This is a genomic window from Phytohabitans aurantiacus, from assembly GCF_027923225.1.
Taxonomy (GTDB): Bacteria; Actinomycetota; Actinomycetes; order Mycobacteriales; family Micromonosporaceae; genus Phytohabitans; species Phytohabitans aurantiacus.
This window is the reverse complement of sequence record NZ_BSDI01000003.1, coordinates 94,238-109,743: the sequence shown is the minus strand read 5'-3', so window position 1 is coordinate 109,743 and position 15,506 is coordinate 94,238. Positions and strand designations below refer to the sequence as shown.

General features: G+C 69.4%; 17 protein-coding genes. 5 read left to right on the top strand and 12 right to left on the bottom strand.

Annotated elements, in window-relative coordinates:
• Positions 1–25 precede the first annotated feature (25 nt).
• The 10 genes from QMG73_RS04320 to QMG73_RS04275 all read right to left on the bottom strand — a co-directional run bounded on the left by QMG73_RS04320 (position 26) and on the right by QMG73_RS04275 (position 7,279).
• On the bottom strand, positions 26–637 hold the full coding sequence (locus QMG73_RS04320) for a MarC family protein (protein ID WP_281892574.1): 612 nt from the start codon (positions 635–637) through the stop codon (positions 26–28).
• A gap of 9 nt (positions 638–646) precedes the next feature.
• Complete coding sequence (locus tag QMG73_RS04315) at positions 647–1,495, bottom strand: PHP domain-containing protein (RefSeq protein ID WP_281892573.1); 849 nt, start codon at positions 1,493–1,495, stop codon at positions 647–649.
• Between the two features lie 141 nt (positions 1,496–1,636).
• Complete coding sequence (locus tag QMG73_RS04310; RefSeq protein ID WP_281892572.1) at positions 1,637–2,947, bottom strand: hypothetical protein; 1,311 nt, start codon at positions 2,945–2,947, stop codon at positions 1,637–1,639.
• A gap of 2 nt (positions 2,948–2,949) precedes the next feature.
• A complete protein-coding gene (locus tag QMG73_RS04305) occupies positions 2,950–3,582 on the bottom strand; it encodes a SigE family RNA polymerase sigma factor (RefSeq protein WP_281892571.1) in 633 nt (210 codons plus the stop codon).
• Positions 3,583–3,665: 83 nt separating this feature from the next.
• Complete coding sequence (locus QMG73_RS04300) at positions 3,666–4,517, bottom strand: PH domain-containing protein (RefSeq protein ID WP_281892570.1); 852 nt, start codon at positions 4,515–4,517, stop codon at positions 3,666–3,668.
• 6 nt (positions 4,518–4,523) lie between these two features.
• On the bottom strand, positions 4,524–4,682 hold the full coding sequence (locus QMG73_RS04295; RefSeq protein ID WP_281892568.1) for a hypothetical protein: 159 nt from the start codon (positions 4,680–4,682) through the stop codon (positions 4,524–4,526).
• 112 nt (positions 4,683–4,794) lie between these two features.
• A complete protein-coding gene (locus tag QMG73_RS04290; RefSeq protein ID WP_309299431.1) occupies positions 4,795–5,490 on the bottom strand; it encodes a DUF6758 family protein in 696 nt (231 codons plus the stop codon).
• Between the two features lie 84 nt (positions 5,491–5,574).
• On the bottom strand, positions 5,575–6,201 hold the full coding sequence (locus tag QMG73_RS04285) for a TrmH family RNA methyltransferase (RefSeq protein ID WP_281892567.1): 627 nt from the start codon (positions 6,199–6,201) through the stop codon (positions 5,575–5,577).
• Between the two features lie 24 nt (positions 6,202–6,225).
• A complete protein-coding gene (locus tag QMG73_RS04280; RefSeq protein ID WP_281892566.1) occupies positions 6,226–6,732 on the bottom strand; it encodes a hypothetical protein in 507 nt (168 codons plus the stop codon).
• Between the two features lie 28 nt (positions 6,733–6,760).
• The gene (locus QMG73_RS04275; RefSeq protein WP_281892565.1) at positions 6,761–7,279 is read right to left on the bottom strand and encodes a MaoC family dehydratase; all 519 of its coding nucleotides are present in this window, start codon (positions 7,277–7,279) and stop codon (positions 6,761–6,763) included.
• A gap of 403 nt (positions 7,280–7,682) precedes the next feature.
• Between QMG73_RS04275 and QMG73_RS04270 the strand changes: the two genes are divergently transcribed.
• A complete protein-coding gene (locus QMG73_RS04270; protein WP_281892564.1) occupies positions 7,683–8,822 on the top strand; it encodes an ABC transporter substrate-binding protein in 1,140 nt (379 codons plus the stop codon).
• 601 nt (positions 8,823–9,423) lie between these two features.
• On the top strand, positions 9,424–9,786 hold the full coding sequence (gene trxA, locus QMG73_RS04265) for a thioredoxin (RefSeq protein WP_281892563.1): 363 nt from the start codon (positions 9,424–9,426) through the stop codon (positions 9,784–9,786).
• 55 nt (positions 9,787–9,841) lie between these two features.
• On the opposite strand, the gene QMG73_RS04260 is transcribed toward trxA, so the two are convergent.
• Complete coding sequence (locus tag QMG73_RS04260; RefSeq protein ID WP_281892562.1) at positions 9,842–10,645, bottom strand: sugar phosphate isomerase/epimerase family protein; 804 nt, start codon at positions 10,643–10,645, stop codon at positions 9,842–9,844.
• Entirely contained in the window at positions 10,642–11,787 is a 1,146-nt protein-coding gene (locus tag QMG73_RS04255; RefSeq protein WP_281892561.1) for a Gfo/Idh/MocA family protein, read from the bottom strand. Before QMG73_RS04255 ends, QMG73_RS04260 begins: the two co-directional genes overlap by 4 nt.
• Before the next feature lie 193 nt (positions 11,788–11,980).
• On the opposite strand from QMG73_RS04255, the gene QMG73_RS04250 reads away from it, so the two are divergent.
• The 3 genes from QMG73_RS04250 to QMG73_RS04240 are packed head-to-tail and all read left to right on the top strand — an operon-like array spanning position 11,981 to position 15,462.
• Positions 11,981–13,000: a LacI family DNA-binding transcriptional regulator gene (locus QMG73_RS04250; RefSeq protein ID WP_281892560.1), complete on the top strand. Its 1,020-nt coding sequence runs from the start codon at positions 11,981–11,983 to the stop codon at positions 12,998–13,000.
• Positions 12,927–15,029: an intein-containing Rv2578c family radical SAM protein gene (locus QMG73_RS04245; RefSeq protein ID WP_309299429.1), complete on the top strand. Its 2,103-nt coding sequence runs from the start codon at positions 12,927–12,929 to the stop codon at positions 15,027–15,029. Before QMG73_RS04250 ends, QMG73_RS04245 begins: the two co-directional genes overlap by 74 nt.
• Positions 15,030–15,048: 19 nt before the next feature.
• Complete coding sequence (locus tag QMG73_RS04240) at positions 15,049–15,462, top strand: CoA-binding protein (protein WP_281892559.1); 414 nt, start codon at positions 15,049–15,051, stop codon at positions 15,460–15,462.
• The last annotated feature ends 44 nt before the right edge of the window (positions 15,463–15,506 follow it).

The window sequence follows — 15,506 nt, the reverse complement described above, 5'->3', positions numbered from 1 at the left end:
CATCTTCTCACCCGCCTACGACAGATCACCGCGCTGCGTAGTCAGCGACGAACGCGGCGACCGCGTCCGCGATCAACTGCACGGCGATCGCCGCCAGCAGGAGTCCGGCGATCCTGGTCAGTACCTCGATGCCGCCCGGCCGCAGGATCTTCACGATGACGCCGGAGAAGCGCAGCGTGAGCCATACGGCCACCATGACCGCGACGATGCCGACGGCGATCGCCATGTACTCGGCCACGCCGTCGGCCTGCTGCACGAAGAGCATGGTCGCCACGATGGCGCCCGGCCCGGCGAGGAGCGGCGTACCCAGCGGCACCAGTGCGATGTTCGACGTGACCTGCTGGTTGGGGTCGTCCTGCTTGCCGGTGAGCAGTTCCAGGGAGATCAGGATCAGCAGCAGGCCACCGGCGCCCTGCAGCGCGGGCAGGTCCACGTGCAGGTAGTCGAGCAGTGTCTGGCCGGCGACCGCGAACACCACGATCACGCCGAGCGCCAGCGCGACGGCCTGGGTGCCCGCGCGGATGCGATCGCGCGCCGGCAACGTACCGGTCAGCGCGAGGAAGATCGGCACCATGCCCGGCGGGTCGGTGATGACCAGCAGCGTGACGAACACCTCGCCGAACAGCTTGAGATCCACGTGATCACGCTAGTGGAGCAGCGGCACTCCGGTGGCTTCCGCGACGATCCGCTCGTACGCGTCGGGGGCGGTGGTGTGAGCGCCCAGCCGCACGGACTTGTGCGTGCCGTGGAAGTCGGACGACCCGGTCACCACCAGGCCCAACTCCCCGGCCAGCCGCCGTACGTGTGCCCGCTCGTCCGGCGAGTGGTCGTCGTGGTCGGCCTCCAGCCCGAACAGGCCGGCCGCCGCCAACTCGACGATCAACGAGTCGGGCACGATCGTGCCGCGCCGGGTCGCCCGGGGGTGCGCGAAGACGGGTACGCCGCCGGCGCCGCGGACCAGCCGCACCGCCGTGAACACGTCGGTGTCCTCTTTGGGCAGCCGGTACCGCTCCCCCAGCCACTCCGGCGCGAACGCCGCGCTCGTGGTGCCGACCAGCCCGGCCCGGATCAGCGCCTGCGCGATGTGCGGCCGGCCCACGGTGCCGCCGCGGGCGTACCCGAGCACCTCGTCCCATGTGATGCCCACACCGTCGGCTCGCAACAGGTCGACGATCTGCTCGCCGCGCTGTTCACGCGCGCGGCGTACCCGGGCAAGCTCGGCGACCAGCGCCGGCTCGGTCGGGTCGAAGAGGTACGCGAGCAGGTGCAGCGGGATCGACGGGGTCACGCCGTACCAGCGGCAGGAAAGCTCGGCTCCACGTACGAGCGCCAGCCCGGCGGGGCGGGCCGCCGCTGCGGGCTCCCAACCGGCCGTGGTGTCGTGGTCGGTGATCGCCAAGGCGTCCAGCCCGGCATCGCCGCCAGCCGTCACCAGCTCCGCGGGGGTCAGGGTGCCGTCGCTGGCCGTGGAGTGCGTGTGCAGGTCGATGCGCATCGCGCCCGAGCTTAGTGAGCGCGCCGCCGTCCGCAGACCGCACCAAGCGTCGGGAGCGCAGCGACCAGAGCGACTGCGGTCTACAGGACGGCCACAAGGCACGCGAACGCCCCGAGCGAAGCGAGGGCATCAGACGCAGCGCTACACGAGCTGCTTGCTCGCCACCACGACGCGGTCGCCGGCCTTCATGCTCGGCACGGCCAGGTGCTCCACGCCCTTGGCCTGGTCGACGGCCAGCTCGTCGGCCTCCACCCGTACCAGGCCGTCGTGGTCGGCGCGGACGACCGTGTTGGCGTCGGTCCAGACCGGCCTGCCGGTCAGCAGTGGCCCGGCATAGCGCGTGGCGGTGGCCGTGCGCTGCTTGAACGCGCCGCTGAGATCGACCAGCGCCGCGAGGTTGGCGGTCTCCGCGTCGGCGACCAACCAGCGTCCGTCGGGCGAGACGCTGCCGGAACCGTCGCGCTTGAGACGCGTCGCACAAGCGGTTTTGAGTACTGTCAGCGCGTTGCGCGCGTCGAGCAGCGCCAGACACGCCCGGTTGTTCTGTCCCTGCGTCACCTGGCCGACCACCGTATGACCGTCTGGCAGTGGACCGTAGATGCCGACGGTCGTGCCGTTCCAGGTCGGTTTGAAGGCTTCGCCGCCGTCGGGCCACCACACCGCGTACTCGTCGTCGCCGCCGTCGCGGGTGCGCGCCATCAGCACGGCTCGGCCGAGGAAGCTGACCGGCTGCCCCTGGGTCAGCGCCGCGGACTGCTGTGCGCCGGACACCTGGCCACGGATGACGGACGCCGAGAAGAGCCGGGCGCCATCGAGCCACGCCACGCGGAGACCGTCGCTGGCCAGTACCACCGCCTCGACCGGCGGCAGCAGCTCGCGGGCGCTCCCGTCGGGGTTGACCCACCACAGGGCGGACCGGCCCGTCTCCTGCGCGGCGACGATCAGCCAGCCACTGTCGGCGCGGTGTGCCTGTGTGACCGTGCCCAGCGCGGCCAGGTCGACCACCTTGCCGGACGCCGTCTGGAGATGGGTGTTCAAGACCACGTCGACCGGCATTACGTCGCCCACGGCGAGATCTTGGCGGCGCAGGTCGTCAGAGCCGTCCGGGGGGTCGAGCTGCGTTGGCGTGGGATCGCCGCTGCGCAGGATCGACGGATACGGGTCGCCGACCCAGACCGGACCGGCGTTCCGCTCGGGGGCCGGACGGAGCTGGACGACGCCCATGGCTGCGGCGACCGTGGCGACCGCGACGAGTGCCGTACCGGCGATGGAGCGACGGCGGTTGATCCGCTTGGCTCGACGGATCGCGGTGCCCGCAGGGTCGGCATGCCGGACCGGGGCCACGTCGGCGCTGGCGCTGGCGAGCGACTCTCGCAGCGCGCGTTCCAGGTCGTCCGGCGTCACGCCCAATGGACGCGCTGGGCCTGGCTGGAGGTTGTCGGGCTGCTGCATGATCACCGACGCTTCACACCAACGGTCGGAATGGCGGGCTCCGGTGCCGGTACCCGAGGCATCGCCGGCAGGACCGGGACGGGCCGTGCGGGACGGACGGGTTGGGGCGCCGGTGGCGGCGCCAGCGCCGGCTCCGCGCCGACGCCCTCGGCCGCGAGACGTTGTCGCAGCGTGTTCAGTGCCCGAGAGGTCTGGCTCTTGACCGTACCCGGGGAGATGTTGAGCAGGGCGGCGGTCTGCGCCTCGGACAGGTCTTCGTAGAACCTGAGCACCAGCACCGCACGCTGCCGGGCGGGCAGCTCCTTGACGTGCCGCCACAGCGCGTCGCGCTCCAGGTGCTCGCTGATCTGGTCTGGAGCGGCGACCTCGGGCAGCGTCTCGGTGGGGCGTTCGCCGTGCCAGCGCCGCCGCCACCAGCTGGTCGCCGTGTTGACCAGGACGCGCCGGGCGTACGGCTCGACGGCTTCGATCTCGCCGAGCCGCTTCCACGCCAGGTAGGTCTTGGTCAACGCGGTCTGGAGCAGGTCTTCGGCCGTGGCCCAGTCACCGGCCAGGAGGTAGGCGGTGCGCAGGAGGGCAGCGGAGCGCGCCGCGACGAACTCGCGGAACTCCTCCTCCATGTCGTACCTGGCCACCGATAAAGCCTCCCCCGGGACCCGTGTGCCACCGAAAAGGCTTTCACAACGCGCCCGGGAGGGCCATGGGCCTGATGGACCGTTTAAGCTCCGTCGTCAGCCTTGGCGTCTTCGGCGTCCTTGCCCAGCCGTGCCTCGACCGCCTGCGGCTCGTACATCTCTTCGACCACGCGCAGGTAGAGCTCGTTGGGATTGGGCAGATGCTTGATCTCGCGTAGTGCCTGGTCTTGACCGGCGGATTCCAGGACAAACGTGCCGTAGTTGAGCGCCCGCCCCAAGGGTGACTGCTCGTACTTCATGTCTGTGACCCGGAGCAACGGCATCATGCCGACCTTGCGGGTGATGATCCCGTTGACCACCATGACCCGCTTGTTGGTCAGGATGAAACGGTCGAAATACCAGTCACCGACCTGCCAGGCGACCCAACCCATGATCGCAAGCCAGACGATCACCGCGACCGTGGTGAGCCCGCTGACCTGCTGCCGCGCCAGGAAGCCGGACAGGTATCCGAGCGCGAAGGTCGCAGCGGTGCCGATCAGCAGCGGCGTGGTCAGGTGGATCCAGTGCCGCTTCCACTCGCCGCGGTAGCGCTCCGTGGGGAAGAGGTATCGGGCGACCAGCGTGCTGGGCTCGTCTTCGAGCGGCAGGACGCGTCGAGGCCCAATGGGCATGCCGGCCGCGTCGGTGCGCAGGCCGGCAAGGTCCTCTTCGGAGATATCGGGCGGCACGTATGCGGTCTCGTCGCGGCCGTAGCCAGCGCTTTCCGCGTACGCCGGACCGTCACCGAACGCTGGACCATCCCCGAAAGCGGGGCCGTCGCCGAAGCCAGGCCCTTCGTCGGGTCGAGGGGTACGCGGGATCGGTTCGGTGTCGCGCTGCCACTCCGACCGATCCGGCTCGTCAGGGTCTGGCGGTTCGCCAGATGGTCTACCCATTGGCGGCTACGCGATGAGGTCCGTGAAGAACTCGCCAAAGCCCGTCGCCACGTCAGCGACCGTGCTTCCCAGAGACTGGAAGACGTCGGCCGCGGAGCTGGGGTTATACGCGATGAAGAAGATCAGAAAGGCGATGCCGCCCCAGGTGAGCACCTTCTTGACCATTGCGGGCCGTCCCTCCGCACTGCGCCGAGCCGTTGTCTCGGCACCACTTAGCGTATCAGTGATGCGTCTCTACGTGTGCCTGTCAATCGCTGCGTTCCAAGTAGGAACGCGGTCATGCTCTGCCGTGCAGGTACGGCGATGGAGCGCCATACACGAGTTCGGGCGGCAGCCACTCGGACAGGTCGTGCAGCACGACATGTTCCGCGAGGAGGTAACCCGCACTTGCCGGCCAGGTTATCGCATAGAGCCACATTCCCCGGGCTTCTCCGGCATACGCGCTCCGATCCGTTGGAGACTTCACCGACCACAGTGGAGTTGGGTGGCCACCGACCTTGATCTTCGCGTGCGCCCCGCCGAGCTCACCGGCGTGCCCGGCCGTGTCGCTGATCGCGTCGGCGATCAGCGCGCCGGGGTCTGGCCCGGGGATGCCGCCGAACCGGTTGCCGAGCCCGACACCGGGCTCCTCGGCCACCAGCACGACATCTGCCGGCCCACCGCGCAGCGGCGCCGGCCCGCTGCAGGCCACGGCGGTCGCGCGGACGCCGGTGCGGTCGTCACCCGCCCACGCCACCCCCGTCATGGTCCAGCCGGGCGGCAGCGGCCACGGGCACCACACGGGCACCGGGGGACGGCCCTGGGCGGTCTGGGCGTGCGCGATGGTCGCCAGGGCGCTGGCCACGATCTCGGGGCCGACGTGCTCGGCCACGTGTAACGGCGGCACAGGTCCACAGTCGTCACAGCGCCACTCGCTGTGCATGAGGTCGGGCGGTCGCACCGGACCGCCGCACCGCGGGCAACTCACCGCCATACCCACACCCAATACGGTGCTTTGCGTGGCGCCCTCCGTCAAGCCAACCGGCTTTTTCGGTCAACCCGGACGTGCGTGATCACCTCACGTGTTCGGGGCCGCGGCATGGTCGCGTATCCAGGCGTGCATGGCGATGCCACTGGCTACGCCGGCGTTGATCGACCTCGTCGAGCCGTACTGAGCGATCGAGAAGAGCGCGTCGCACGCCGCCCGGGCGGCGTCGGACAGGCCGGGGCCCTCCTGCCCGAACAGCAGCACGCACCGCTTCGGCAGCGTGACGCTCTCCAGTGGATGCGAGCCGGGCAGGTTGTCGATGCCGACCACCGGCAGCCCGCCGGCCCGTGCCCACGCCACGAACTCCTCGATCGTTTCGTGGTGCCGCACGTGCTGGTAGCGGTCGGTGACCATGGCGCCGCGCCTGTTCCAGCGGCGGCGGCCGACGATGTGTACCTCGGCGGCCAGGAACGCGTTGGCGTTGCGCACCACCGTGCCGATGTTCAGGTCGTGCTGCCAGTTCTCGATGGCCACGTGGAAGCCGTGCCGGCGCCCGTCCAGATCGGCCACCACCGCTTCGCGCCGCCAGTACCGGTACCGGTCGACGACGTTGCGCCGGTCACCGTTGGCGAGCAGCTCAGGGTCGTACCGAGGGTCGGTCGGCCACTCGCCCGGCCAGGGCCCGACCCCAACCTCATCGACGTACTCAGCGGTCACGCCGCCGAGCCTATGGTGCTGCCGTCAGGCCAGGTCGAGGGCGGTCGCCAGGTCGTTGAGGAAGCCTCGTTCCGCCGGGCTGACCTGGTCACCGCCGAAGCCGAGAACGCCACCGGAGCGGGCGGCGCCGCAGACGCGTACGGCCACGGACTGGACCCACTGGCGGTAGGCGGCCGAGTCGGCGGGGTCGGCTCGCGCGGCGAGCACCTCGGTGGCGCGCCGGCACGCGGCCAGGACCTCAGCGACACCGGCCCGGCGATCGGTGAACTCCTCGGCGACCGGACCATCGCCACCGGACTCGGCGTAGATGGCGGCGGCGACCGCGCGCACGAGGTCGCTGTCGAATGCCCGGCCGGCGGCGATGGCCTCCAGCCCGGCGAGTCCTTCGGCGACGGTGCGGCGTGGGCTGTCTGGCTCGGCGGAGGTGGCCGCTACGACCACGCGCGCGGGCAGCTTCGTGAGCAGCCGCCACTCCGCGGCCGGGTACCCGGGGGCGATCAAGCTGCCTCCCGCGGTGGGGTCAGTCGCCATGACGCCAGCATATGCCCCCTTTAGGACACTAAGGGCGCTTTTCCGGGAAGCTCGGCCGCTCCGGATCCACACCCGCCGGCAACGCCGACTCGGCGTACTCCTTCTTCGGCACCATGACCCGCCGCCGGAACACGCAGACCATCGTGCCGTCCTGCTTGTAGCCCCGGGTCTCCACCGAAACCACGCCACGGTCGGGCTTGGAGTTGGACTCGCGCTTGTCGAGCACGGTCGTCTCGCCGTAGATCGTGTCGCCGTGAAACGTCGGCGCCACGTGCCGCAGCGACTCGACTTCCAGGTTGGCGATGGCCTTGCCGCTGACGTCCGGCACGGACATGCCCAGCAACAGCGAGTAGATGTAGTTGCCGACCACGACATTGCGCTTGAACCCGGTGGACGTCTCGGCGTAGTGGGCGTCCATGTGCAGTGGGTGGTGGTTCATCGTGAGCAGGCAGAAGAGGTGATCGTCGTACTCCGTGACGGTCTTGCCCGGCCAGTGCCGGTAGACGGCGCCGACCTCGAACTCCTCGTAGTACCGACCGAACTGCATCCAGGCTCCCTCGGAAGCTACCAACGGGTGTCGTAGGCGGCATCTGGTCAAGTCAGCATGCCTTACCGAAGGTTAAGCCAGCACCAGCGGCGGGATCTCAGAGATCGAAGCCCCGTACAGCGCGGCTATCACGATAGAGCTGGCCACCCGCCCACCCACCCGACCGATCGATTGCTGGTGAACACGCCCTGAAGGCAAGTGTCGCGAATCATATTGAGCTCTCAATCTCTGACTAATCAGTTATTGTCTCCTAACAGCATTCGGAGGCGATGTGACGCGATTTGCACGTCTTGTCGACATCTTGTGGGCCTGTCGGGCGTAGCCGCCGCCCGCGGCTTGACCGGCTTCGTGCCGTCACCGCCGCCCCCTGAACAGCACCACCCCAACCACAACGAGGAGCATGATGAGCGGATCCATCAGCAGGCGCCGGGCTCTGGCCACCGGAGGCGCCGCACTCGGCGCAGCCGTGCTGGCGCCGTCCCTTACGGGCGCGGCCGGCGCGGCCGCTGCGCCGCGCCGAGGCCCGCGCGAGGAGACCAGGACGCTGGACGAGCTGTACCGGGACGCCGTAGCCGAGGGCGGCAAGCTGGTCATCTACGCCGGCGGCGACGTCACGACGCAGGCGGACGGGGTGCGCGCCGGGTTCCGGGCCCAGTTCCCCGAGATCGACCTGACCGTCGTGATCGACTACAGCAAGTTCCACGACGTCCGGATCGACAACCAGTTGGCCACCAACACGCTGATTCCCGACCTGGTGCAACTGCAGACGTTGCAGGACTTCACCCGATGGAAGAGCGAGGGCCGGCTGCTGCCCTACAAGCCGGCCGGATTCAGCAAGATCCACCCTGCTTTCAAGGACGAGGACGGTGCCTGGGTCGCGATCATGGTGGTCGCGTTCAGCTACATGTACAACACCGCCCTGGTCGGTGACCACGCCCCGAAGACGCCGTACGAGGCCGTGGACCCGCGGTGGAAGGGGCAGATCGCCTCGACCTATCCACACGACGATGACGCCGCGTTGTACCTCTACTCGTTGTACGCGCGGACCTACGGGTGGGACTGGATCGCCCGGCTCGCCGCCCAGGGCGTCCAGTCCAACCGGGGGAGCCACACCGCACGCCTGGCGCTGAACAGCGGACAGAAGGCCGTCGGCCTAGGTGGATCCGGCTCGTTGATCGCGCCAGCCACCGACCTGGTCCGGTGGTCGGTCGCGGACGGTCATCCGTTCATGAGCTGGGGCCAGCGTGCCGCGATCCTGGCCGGCGCGAAACATCCCACGGCCGCGAAGCTCTACCTGAACTGGCAACTCTCGGTCGCGCGCCAGCAGGCAGCCGCCAACGGGTGGTCGGTTCGCACCGATGTCACCCCGGCCGGTGGTCTGCGGCCGATCTGGGAGTATTCGAACGGCAACCTTGACGGATTCCCGAAATTCATGGCTGACCGCGCGGCGGTCGAACGCTGGAAGCAGACCTTCGCCCTCTACTTCGGCGAGGTCAAGGGCGACCCCAGCCCCGGCTGGCTCGGCCTGCACCCCGACCGGTAGAGCTGATCCGGCCAGGCGGGCGGCCCGTACCGCCCGCCTGGCCGGCCGCGAACGCCTCGGCCCCGTAGTTGTTCCCGTCTCTCCTCGGTTCTCGCGGCCACGAACCGTGCAAGGACATTCCCATAGTCCTGGCGATCGGCACGAACCCGCGAACCCCCGGACCTCTCACGGGATGCACGTTGCAGATTAAGGGGGGTGCGTTGCACCTGACCCCGGACGCAATGAGCGGCGGGGCCCTCCCCGGCACCCGCCGCCCACGCTTTGTTGCAAGCGATTTTGCCTGGGAAACCAGTTAAGAAAAAGACTCAGAGCGGAGACGCAGGTCACAGTTACACATTTGTTACATTACTTTCCGTAGGAGTTGATCCTGCTGTGACGGACCGTCACCGCTTTTAAACGGCCTGACAGATGGCGACACCTTCCGATGACAGCGCTTTCCCCGATCATGACGATGGAATCGCTCCCATCACCGCAGGTAACGGGGCATCCATTGCAGTTGGTCACTGCCAGAAACACCGTGTGTCACATCACCGCGGGGAATTCCGACCGGCGCCGGTAGGTTGACCCAGACGTAAGCCAATCCCGGTGATCGGAGTGATCCATGGCGACCGTTGAGCTGACGACGGCGAACTTTGACGAGGTGACCGGCAAGGACGGCATCGTGCTGGTCGACTTCTGGGCGAGCTGGTGCGGTCCCTGTGTCCGGTTCGCGCCCGTCTATGACCGCTCTTCGGCCAAGCACGGCGAGATCGTGTTCGGCAAGGTCGACACCGAGGCGCAGCCCGAGCTGGCAGCGAAGTTCGACATCCGCTCGATCCCGACCATCATGGCGATCCGCGACGGCGTGATCGTCTTCTCGCAGGCGGGTGCCCTGCCCGAGTCGGCCCTCGAGTCGCTGATCGAGCAGGTCGAGGCGCTCGACATGGAAGACGTCCGCAAGCAGCTCGCCGCGCACAACCACTGACCTTCAGACAAACGTCCCCGGCACGCCAAGCGCGCCGGGGACGTGCGTGTCTGGGCTAGGCGACGTGGGCGTCGTAGGCCGCCACGGTGGCGGCCAGGATCTCCGCACCGGGTCGCGCCCACAGGTCGGCGTGGAAGACCTCGACCTCTACCGGCCCCGTGTACCCCGCTGCGTCCACCGCCTCGCGGAACCGGCGCAGCTCGACGCAGCCCTCACCGGGTAGGCCCCGGCCGAGCAGTACGCCCTCGGGCAGCGGGGTGATCCAGTCGGCGGCCTGGAAGCAGGCGATGCGCCCTTCCAGGCCGGCGCGCTCGATCTGAGCCCACACCTGGTCGTCCCACCACACGTGGTACGTGTCGACGACCGCGCCGACCGCCACGGGCGGAAACGGGGCGGCGATGTCGAGCGCCTGACCGAGGCTCGACACCACGCACCGGTCCGACGCGAACATCGGGTGCAGCGGCTCGATGGCGAGCTGCACGCCGGCCTCGAGCGCGTGCGGCACCAGCTCGCCGATCGCGTCGCCGACGTGGGCACGCGCGCCGTCGATGTCACGGCTGCCGGCCGGCAGGCCGCCGGAGACCAGTACCAGGACGGGCGCGCCAAGGGCGGCGGCCTCGTCGATGGCGCGGCGGTTCTCGTCGTACCAATCGTCGCGGTTGAAGAAACCACCGCGGCACAGCGAGGTGACCGCGAGCCCGGCGTCTTCGACGAGCATGGCGGTCTTCTCCAGGCCGTACTCGGTGACCTGCTCGCGCCACAGCCCGACCTGGCCCACCCCGGCCGCGACGCAGCCGGCGACCAGATCCGCCATCGGCCAGTAATTGGCCGTGGCCTGGTTGAACGAAAACCGACTCATAGTGCGGGTACCTCGATGCGGCGGCCCTCGCGCGCCGATTGGAGACCAAGCTCGGCGAGCTGCACGCCGCGCGCCCCGGCCCAGAGGTCCCAGGTGTACGGCTCGTCCTCGACCACGTGCCGCAGGAACAGCTCCCACTGCGACTTGAAGCCGTTGTCGAACTCCTCGTTGTCCGGAACGACCTGCCACTGCGAGCGGAAGTCTTCGGTGGCGGGCAGGTCGGGGTTCCAGACCGGCTTGGGGGTGGTGGCACGGTGCTGGATGCGGCAGTTGCGCAGCCCGGCGACCGCGCTGCCCTCGGTGCCGTCGACCTGGAACTCCACGAGCTCGTCGCGGTACACCCGGACCGCCCACGAGGAGTTGATCTGGGCGACGACACCACCCTCGATCTCGAAGATGCCGTACGCCGCGTCGTCAGCGGTCGCCTCGTAGGCGTCGCCATTTTCGTCCCAGCGGGTCGGGACGTGCGTGGTCACGTGCGCGGTGACCGCGTTGACCCGGCCGAAGATCTGCTCCAGCACGTAGTGCCAGTGCGGGAACATGTCGACCACGATGCCGCCGCCGTCGGCCGCGCGGTAGTTCCACGACGGGCGCTGGGCGGGCTGCCAGTCGCCCTCGAAGACCCAGTATCCGAACTCGCCCCGGATCGACAGGATGCGGCCGAAGAAGCCGCCCTTGACCAGCCGGTCGAGCTTGCGCAGGCCGGGCAGGAAGAGCTTGTCCTGCACGACGCCGTGCTTGAGGCCGGCGCCGTCGGCCAGGCGGGCGAGGTCGACGGCCGCCGCGAGGTCTTCGGCGATCGGCTTCTCGGTGTAGATGTGCTTACCCGCGTCGATCGCCATCCGAAGCGCCTTCTCGCGCTGCGAGGTCACCTGGGCGTCGAAGTAGATCTGGATGTCGGGGCGGGCCAGCGTCGCCGTGAGGTCGGTGGACCAGTCGGTCAGGCCGTGGCGCTCGGCGATCTCGCGCAGCTTGGCCTCGCTGCGGCCGACAAGCACCAGCTCGGGCCACAGCCGGCTGCCGTCGCGCAGCGGCAGGCCGCCCTCTTCCCGTATCGCGAGCAGCGACCGAACCAGGTGCTGCCGATAGCCCATCCGGCCGGTCACGCCGCCGAGCGCGATTCCGATCGTCCTGCGGTCCATGCCGCGGCCTCCTCAGGCTGTTACGTAGGTAAGCGCTTTCCTAGGCACCGTACTGGCAGTTTGACTGCCCCGGCAAGGGCTTTCCTTCATGTGGACCGCCACACGGTATCCTCATCGACAGCCGGCCCTCTGAGGCGGGCGTTCGCGGCCGGGGGCGCGGTCGCATCCACGATGCCCGGAAAGGACGGGGCGGATGGCCACGCTCGCCGATGTCGCGCGGCGTGCCGGTGTATCGCCGGCCACAGCCTCCAGGATCATCAACGGCAGTTCCAAACCGGTCACCGACGCCCTGCGCGAGCGGGTGCTGGCGGCGGTCGAGGAGCTGCAGTACGTGCCGAACGCGCACGCCCAACTGCTAGCCCGCTCCCACCGCAGCGCCATAGGCGTCATTGTCCACGACGTCTCCGACCCGTACTTCGCGGAGATCACCAGAGGACTCCAGCGGGTGGCGACCGACAACGGGCGGCTGGTCATCATCTGCAACAGCTACCGCGACCCGATCAAGGAGCTGGAGTACGTCGAGCTGCTCCGCGCCCACCAGGTGGCCGCCATCGTGCTAGCCGGTTCCGGGTACCACGACGAGGAGTTCACCAAGGCGCTCGACACCAAGCTGCACGTGTACGAGCGCACGGGCGGCCGGGTCGCGGTGATCGGCCGCCACGAACACGCTGGTGACGCCGTGGTGCCCGACAACGAGATGGGCGGCTACCTGATCGCCTCGGAGCTGTACGCCCTCGGCCACGACCGGATCGGCGTGATCGCCGGGCCGAAGCTGCTCACCACGACGACCGACCGGTTGGCCGGGATGCGCCGGGCGGCTCGCGAGCACGGCCACAAGCTGCCGGCGCGCCGGATCGAGTACGCCGACTTCGACCGGGGCAGCGGTGCGGCAGCCGCGGCGGCACTGCTCGACGCCGAGCCAGACCTGACCGCGATCGCGGCTCTCAACGACTCGATGGCGATCGGCGCGCTGGCCCTGCTGCGCTCCCGGGGCATCACCGTGCCCGACCAGATGTCCGTGGTCGGGTTCGACGACATGCCGGTGGCCAGAGACGTGACGCCGGCGCTGACGACGGTACGGCTGCCGCTGGCAGACATGGGCGAGCGCGCGATGACGCTCGCGCTCGACGAGCATCGCGATGGGCAGGGTCCGCGCATCGAAGAGGTCGGTGCGGAGCTCGTGCGGCGCGCCAGCGCTGGACCACCGCGCTAGATGCTTGCATTCTCTTCGTACGCATGTTCGAATGAAGGACATGCGCTGGGACAACCTGTCGGCTCCCCCCGACGAAGTAGTCCCTGACGGGCCGGCGCCGGCGGCTCCACCCCTGCCGCTGGCGCTGCCCGGCGCGGTGGCGCGCACGTTCGACACCCCTGGCTTCCGCGGTATGACGTTCTACGAGGTGCGGGCCAAGTCGATCATCAATCGGGTGCCCGGCACGTCCCGGGTCGGGTTCGACTGGACCATCAATCCCTACCGCGGGTGCAGCCACGCGTGCTCCTACTGCCTCGCTGGCGACACGCCGATCCTCATGGCCAACGGCCACACCAAGCCGCTCGCCGACCTGGTCGTCGGCGACGAGATCTACGGCACGGTCCGCGGGCGGACCGACCGCCGATACGCGGTGACCACCGTGTTCGACCACTGGTCCACGACCAAGCCGGCATACCGGATCACCCTCGGCGACGGCACGCAGCTCGTCGCGAGCGGCGACCACCGGTTTCTCAGCGAGCGCGGCTGGCGGCAGGCCAAGCGGCTGGCCGGCGGCCGGCTGGTGGGCACCGGCGGAGCGGCCGAGGCGCCGAAAGACTCGCCGGAGTACCGCCGGGGCTACCTGTGCGGCATCATCCGCGGCGACGGCAAGCTCGGCACCTTCACGTATTCCTACGGCACGGTGCACCGGTTCCGGCTCGCGCTCGCCGATCTGGAGGCGCTCGACCGGTCCCGGGCATACCTGGCGGGCTTCGGCGTGGCGACGACGGCGTTCGAGTTCTCGGTGGCGACCACCGCGCGCCGGGTCATCCGCGCGCTGCGGGCCACCAGCCGGGCCGACGTCACCGCGATCACCGATCTGATCGCCTGGCCGGAGTGGCCCACCGACGAGTGGCGCAAGGGCTTCCTGGCGGGCGTCTTCGACGCGGTGGGCAGCTGCTCCGGCGGCATCCTGCGGCTGCGCACGGCCGACGGGCAGATCCTGCGCCGGGCCACCTCGGCGCTCGCCCGCTTCGGCTTCGACGTGGAGCTGGGCGCGCAGATGCGGCTCACCGACATGGTGCGCTTCTTCCACCTGGTAGACCCGGCCATCACCCGCAAGCGGTCGATCGCGGGTCTCCCGGTCACGACGGCGCCGGGGCTCGATGTCGTATCGGTCGAGCCGCTCGGGATCGAGATGCCGCTGTACGACATCACTACGGGCACCGGTGACTTCGTGGCGGCCGGCGTGGTGAGCCACAACTGCTTCGCCCGCAACACCCACACGTACCTCGATCTCGACGCCGGCCAGGACTTCGACAGCAAGGTGGTCGTGAAGGTCAACGCGGGTGAGCTGGTGCGGCGCGAGCTGGCGGCGCCCAAGTGGCGGGGCGAGCACATCGCGATGGGCACCAACGTCGACTGCTACCAGCGCGCCGAAGGGCGATACCAGTTGATGCCGCGGATCCTGGCGGCGCTGCGCGACTTCGCCAACCCGTTCTCGATCCTCACCAAGGGCACGCTGATCCTGCGCGATCTGGAGCTGCTGCGGCAGGCCGCGTCGGTGACCGAGGTGGGCCTGGCGATGTCGGTCGGCTTCCTCGACGAGGCGACGTGGCGGTCGGTCGAGCGGGGCACGCCCAGCCCGCGCCGCCGGCTCGACGCGGTGCGCACCCTCACCGACGCGGGCTTCCGGGTATCGGTACTGATGGCGCCGATCCTGCCGGGGCTCACCGACACCGAGGAGTCGATCGACGCCACCGTGGCGGCCATCGCGGCGGCGGGCGCGGCGAGTGTGACTCCCATCCCACTGCACCTGCGGCCGGGCGCCCGGGAGTGGTATGCGGGCTGGCTCACCAGGGAGCATCCGGCATTGGCACCGCTGTACCGGAAGCTCTACCAGCGCGGCTCATATCTGCCGAAGGAGTACCAGCGGGAGCTGACCGCAAGAGTGCGGATGGCGGCGCGCCGGCACGGCCTTCACAAGCCCAGCGAGCCTCGCCAAGTAGCGGCACCATCACAGCCAGTCATCGAACAATTGACATTGCTGTAAGTGAGCTACCGTCGAGTACGTGCGTAGTGCTCAGCAGATTCTGGCGGACTCGGCGGTCATCGCCGTGGTCGGCGCCTCCCGCGACCCCGACAAGCCCGCACACACGGTGCCGCTACAAATGCAGCGGCACGGCTGGCGGATCATCCCGGTCAACCCGCACGCCGACGAGCTGTTCGGCGAGAAGGTGTACCGGTCGCTGGCCGACATTCCGGAGCCGGTCGATCTCGTCAACGTCTTCCGCCCGGCCGACGACGCCGTCGACGTCGTACGCGAAGCCGTGGCGATCGGCGCACCGGCGGTGTGGCTGCAGCTCGACATCGTCTCGGCGGAGGCCCGGCGGATCGCCACCGAGGCGGGGCTCGAGTATGTCGAAGACCGTTGCCTGGCCGTGGAAAGGGCGGTTGGCCAGCTCACCCGCCTTCCTACCACGTAGTTCCACTATGGACGCCGTACCCCGGGGCTCGCGTACCCGTACGC

What these genes read in the sequence shown, in the direction of transcription:
- QMG73_RS04315 (WP_281892573.1), bottom strand. Translation starts at nt 1,495, where the DNA reads ATGCGCATCGACCTGCACACGCACTCCACGGCCAGCGACGGCACCCTG.
- QMG73_RS04310 (WP_281892572.1), bottom strand. Translation starts at nt 2,947, where the DNA reads ATGCAGCAGCCCGACAACCTCCAGCCAGGCCCAGCGCGTCCATTGGGC.
- QMG73_RS04300 (WP_281892570.1), bottom strand. Translation starts at nt 4,517, where the DNA reads ATGGGTAGACCATCTGGCGAACCGCCAGACCCTGACGAGCCGGATCGG.
- QMG73_RS04295 (WP_281892568.1), bottom strand. Translation starts at nt 4,682, where the DNA reads ATGGTCAAGAAGGTGCTCACCTGGGGCGGCATCGCCTTTCTGATCTTC.
- QMG73_RS04290 (WP_309299431.1), bottom strand. Translation starts at nt 5,490, where the DNA reads ATGGCGGTGAGTTGCCCGCGGTGCGGCGGTCCGGTGCGACCGCCCGAC.
- QMG73_RS04280 (WP_281892566.1), bottom strand. Translation starts at nt 6,732, where the DNA reads ATGGCGACTGACCCCACCGCGGGAGGCAGCTTGATCGCCCCCGGGTAC.
- QMG73_RS04275 (WP_281892565.1), bottom strand. Translation starts at nt 7,279, where the DNA reads ATGCAGTTCGGTCGGTACTACGAGGAGTTCGAGGTCGGCGCCGTCTAC.
- QMG73_RS04270 (WP_281892564.1), top strand. Translation starts at nt 7,683, where the DNA reads ATGAGCGGATCCATCAGCAGGCGCCGGGCTCTGGCCACCGGAGGCGCC.
- trxA (WP_281892563.1), top strand. Translation starts at nt 9,424, where the DNA reads ATGGCGACCGTTGAGCTGACGACGGCGAACTTTGACGAGGTGACCGGC.
- QMG73_RS04260 (WP_281892562.1), bottom strand. Translation starts at nt 10,645, where the DNA reads ATGAGTCGGTTTTCGTTCAACCAGGCCACGGCCAATTACTGGCCGATG.
- QMG73_RS04255 (WP_281892561.1), bottom strand. Translation starts at nt 11,787, where the DNA reads ATGGACCGCAGGACGATCGGAATCGCGCTCGGCGGCGTGACCGGCCGG.
- QMG73_RS04250 (WP_281892560.1), top strand. Translation starts at nt 11,981, where the DNA reads ATGGCCACGCTCGCCGATGTCGCGCGGCGTGCCGGTGTATCGCCGGCC.
- QMG73_RS04245 (WP_309299429.1), top strand. Translation starts at nt 12,927, where the DNA reads ATGGGCAGGGTCCGCGCATCGAAGAGGTCGGTGCGGAGCTCGTGCGGC.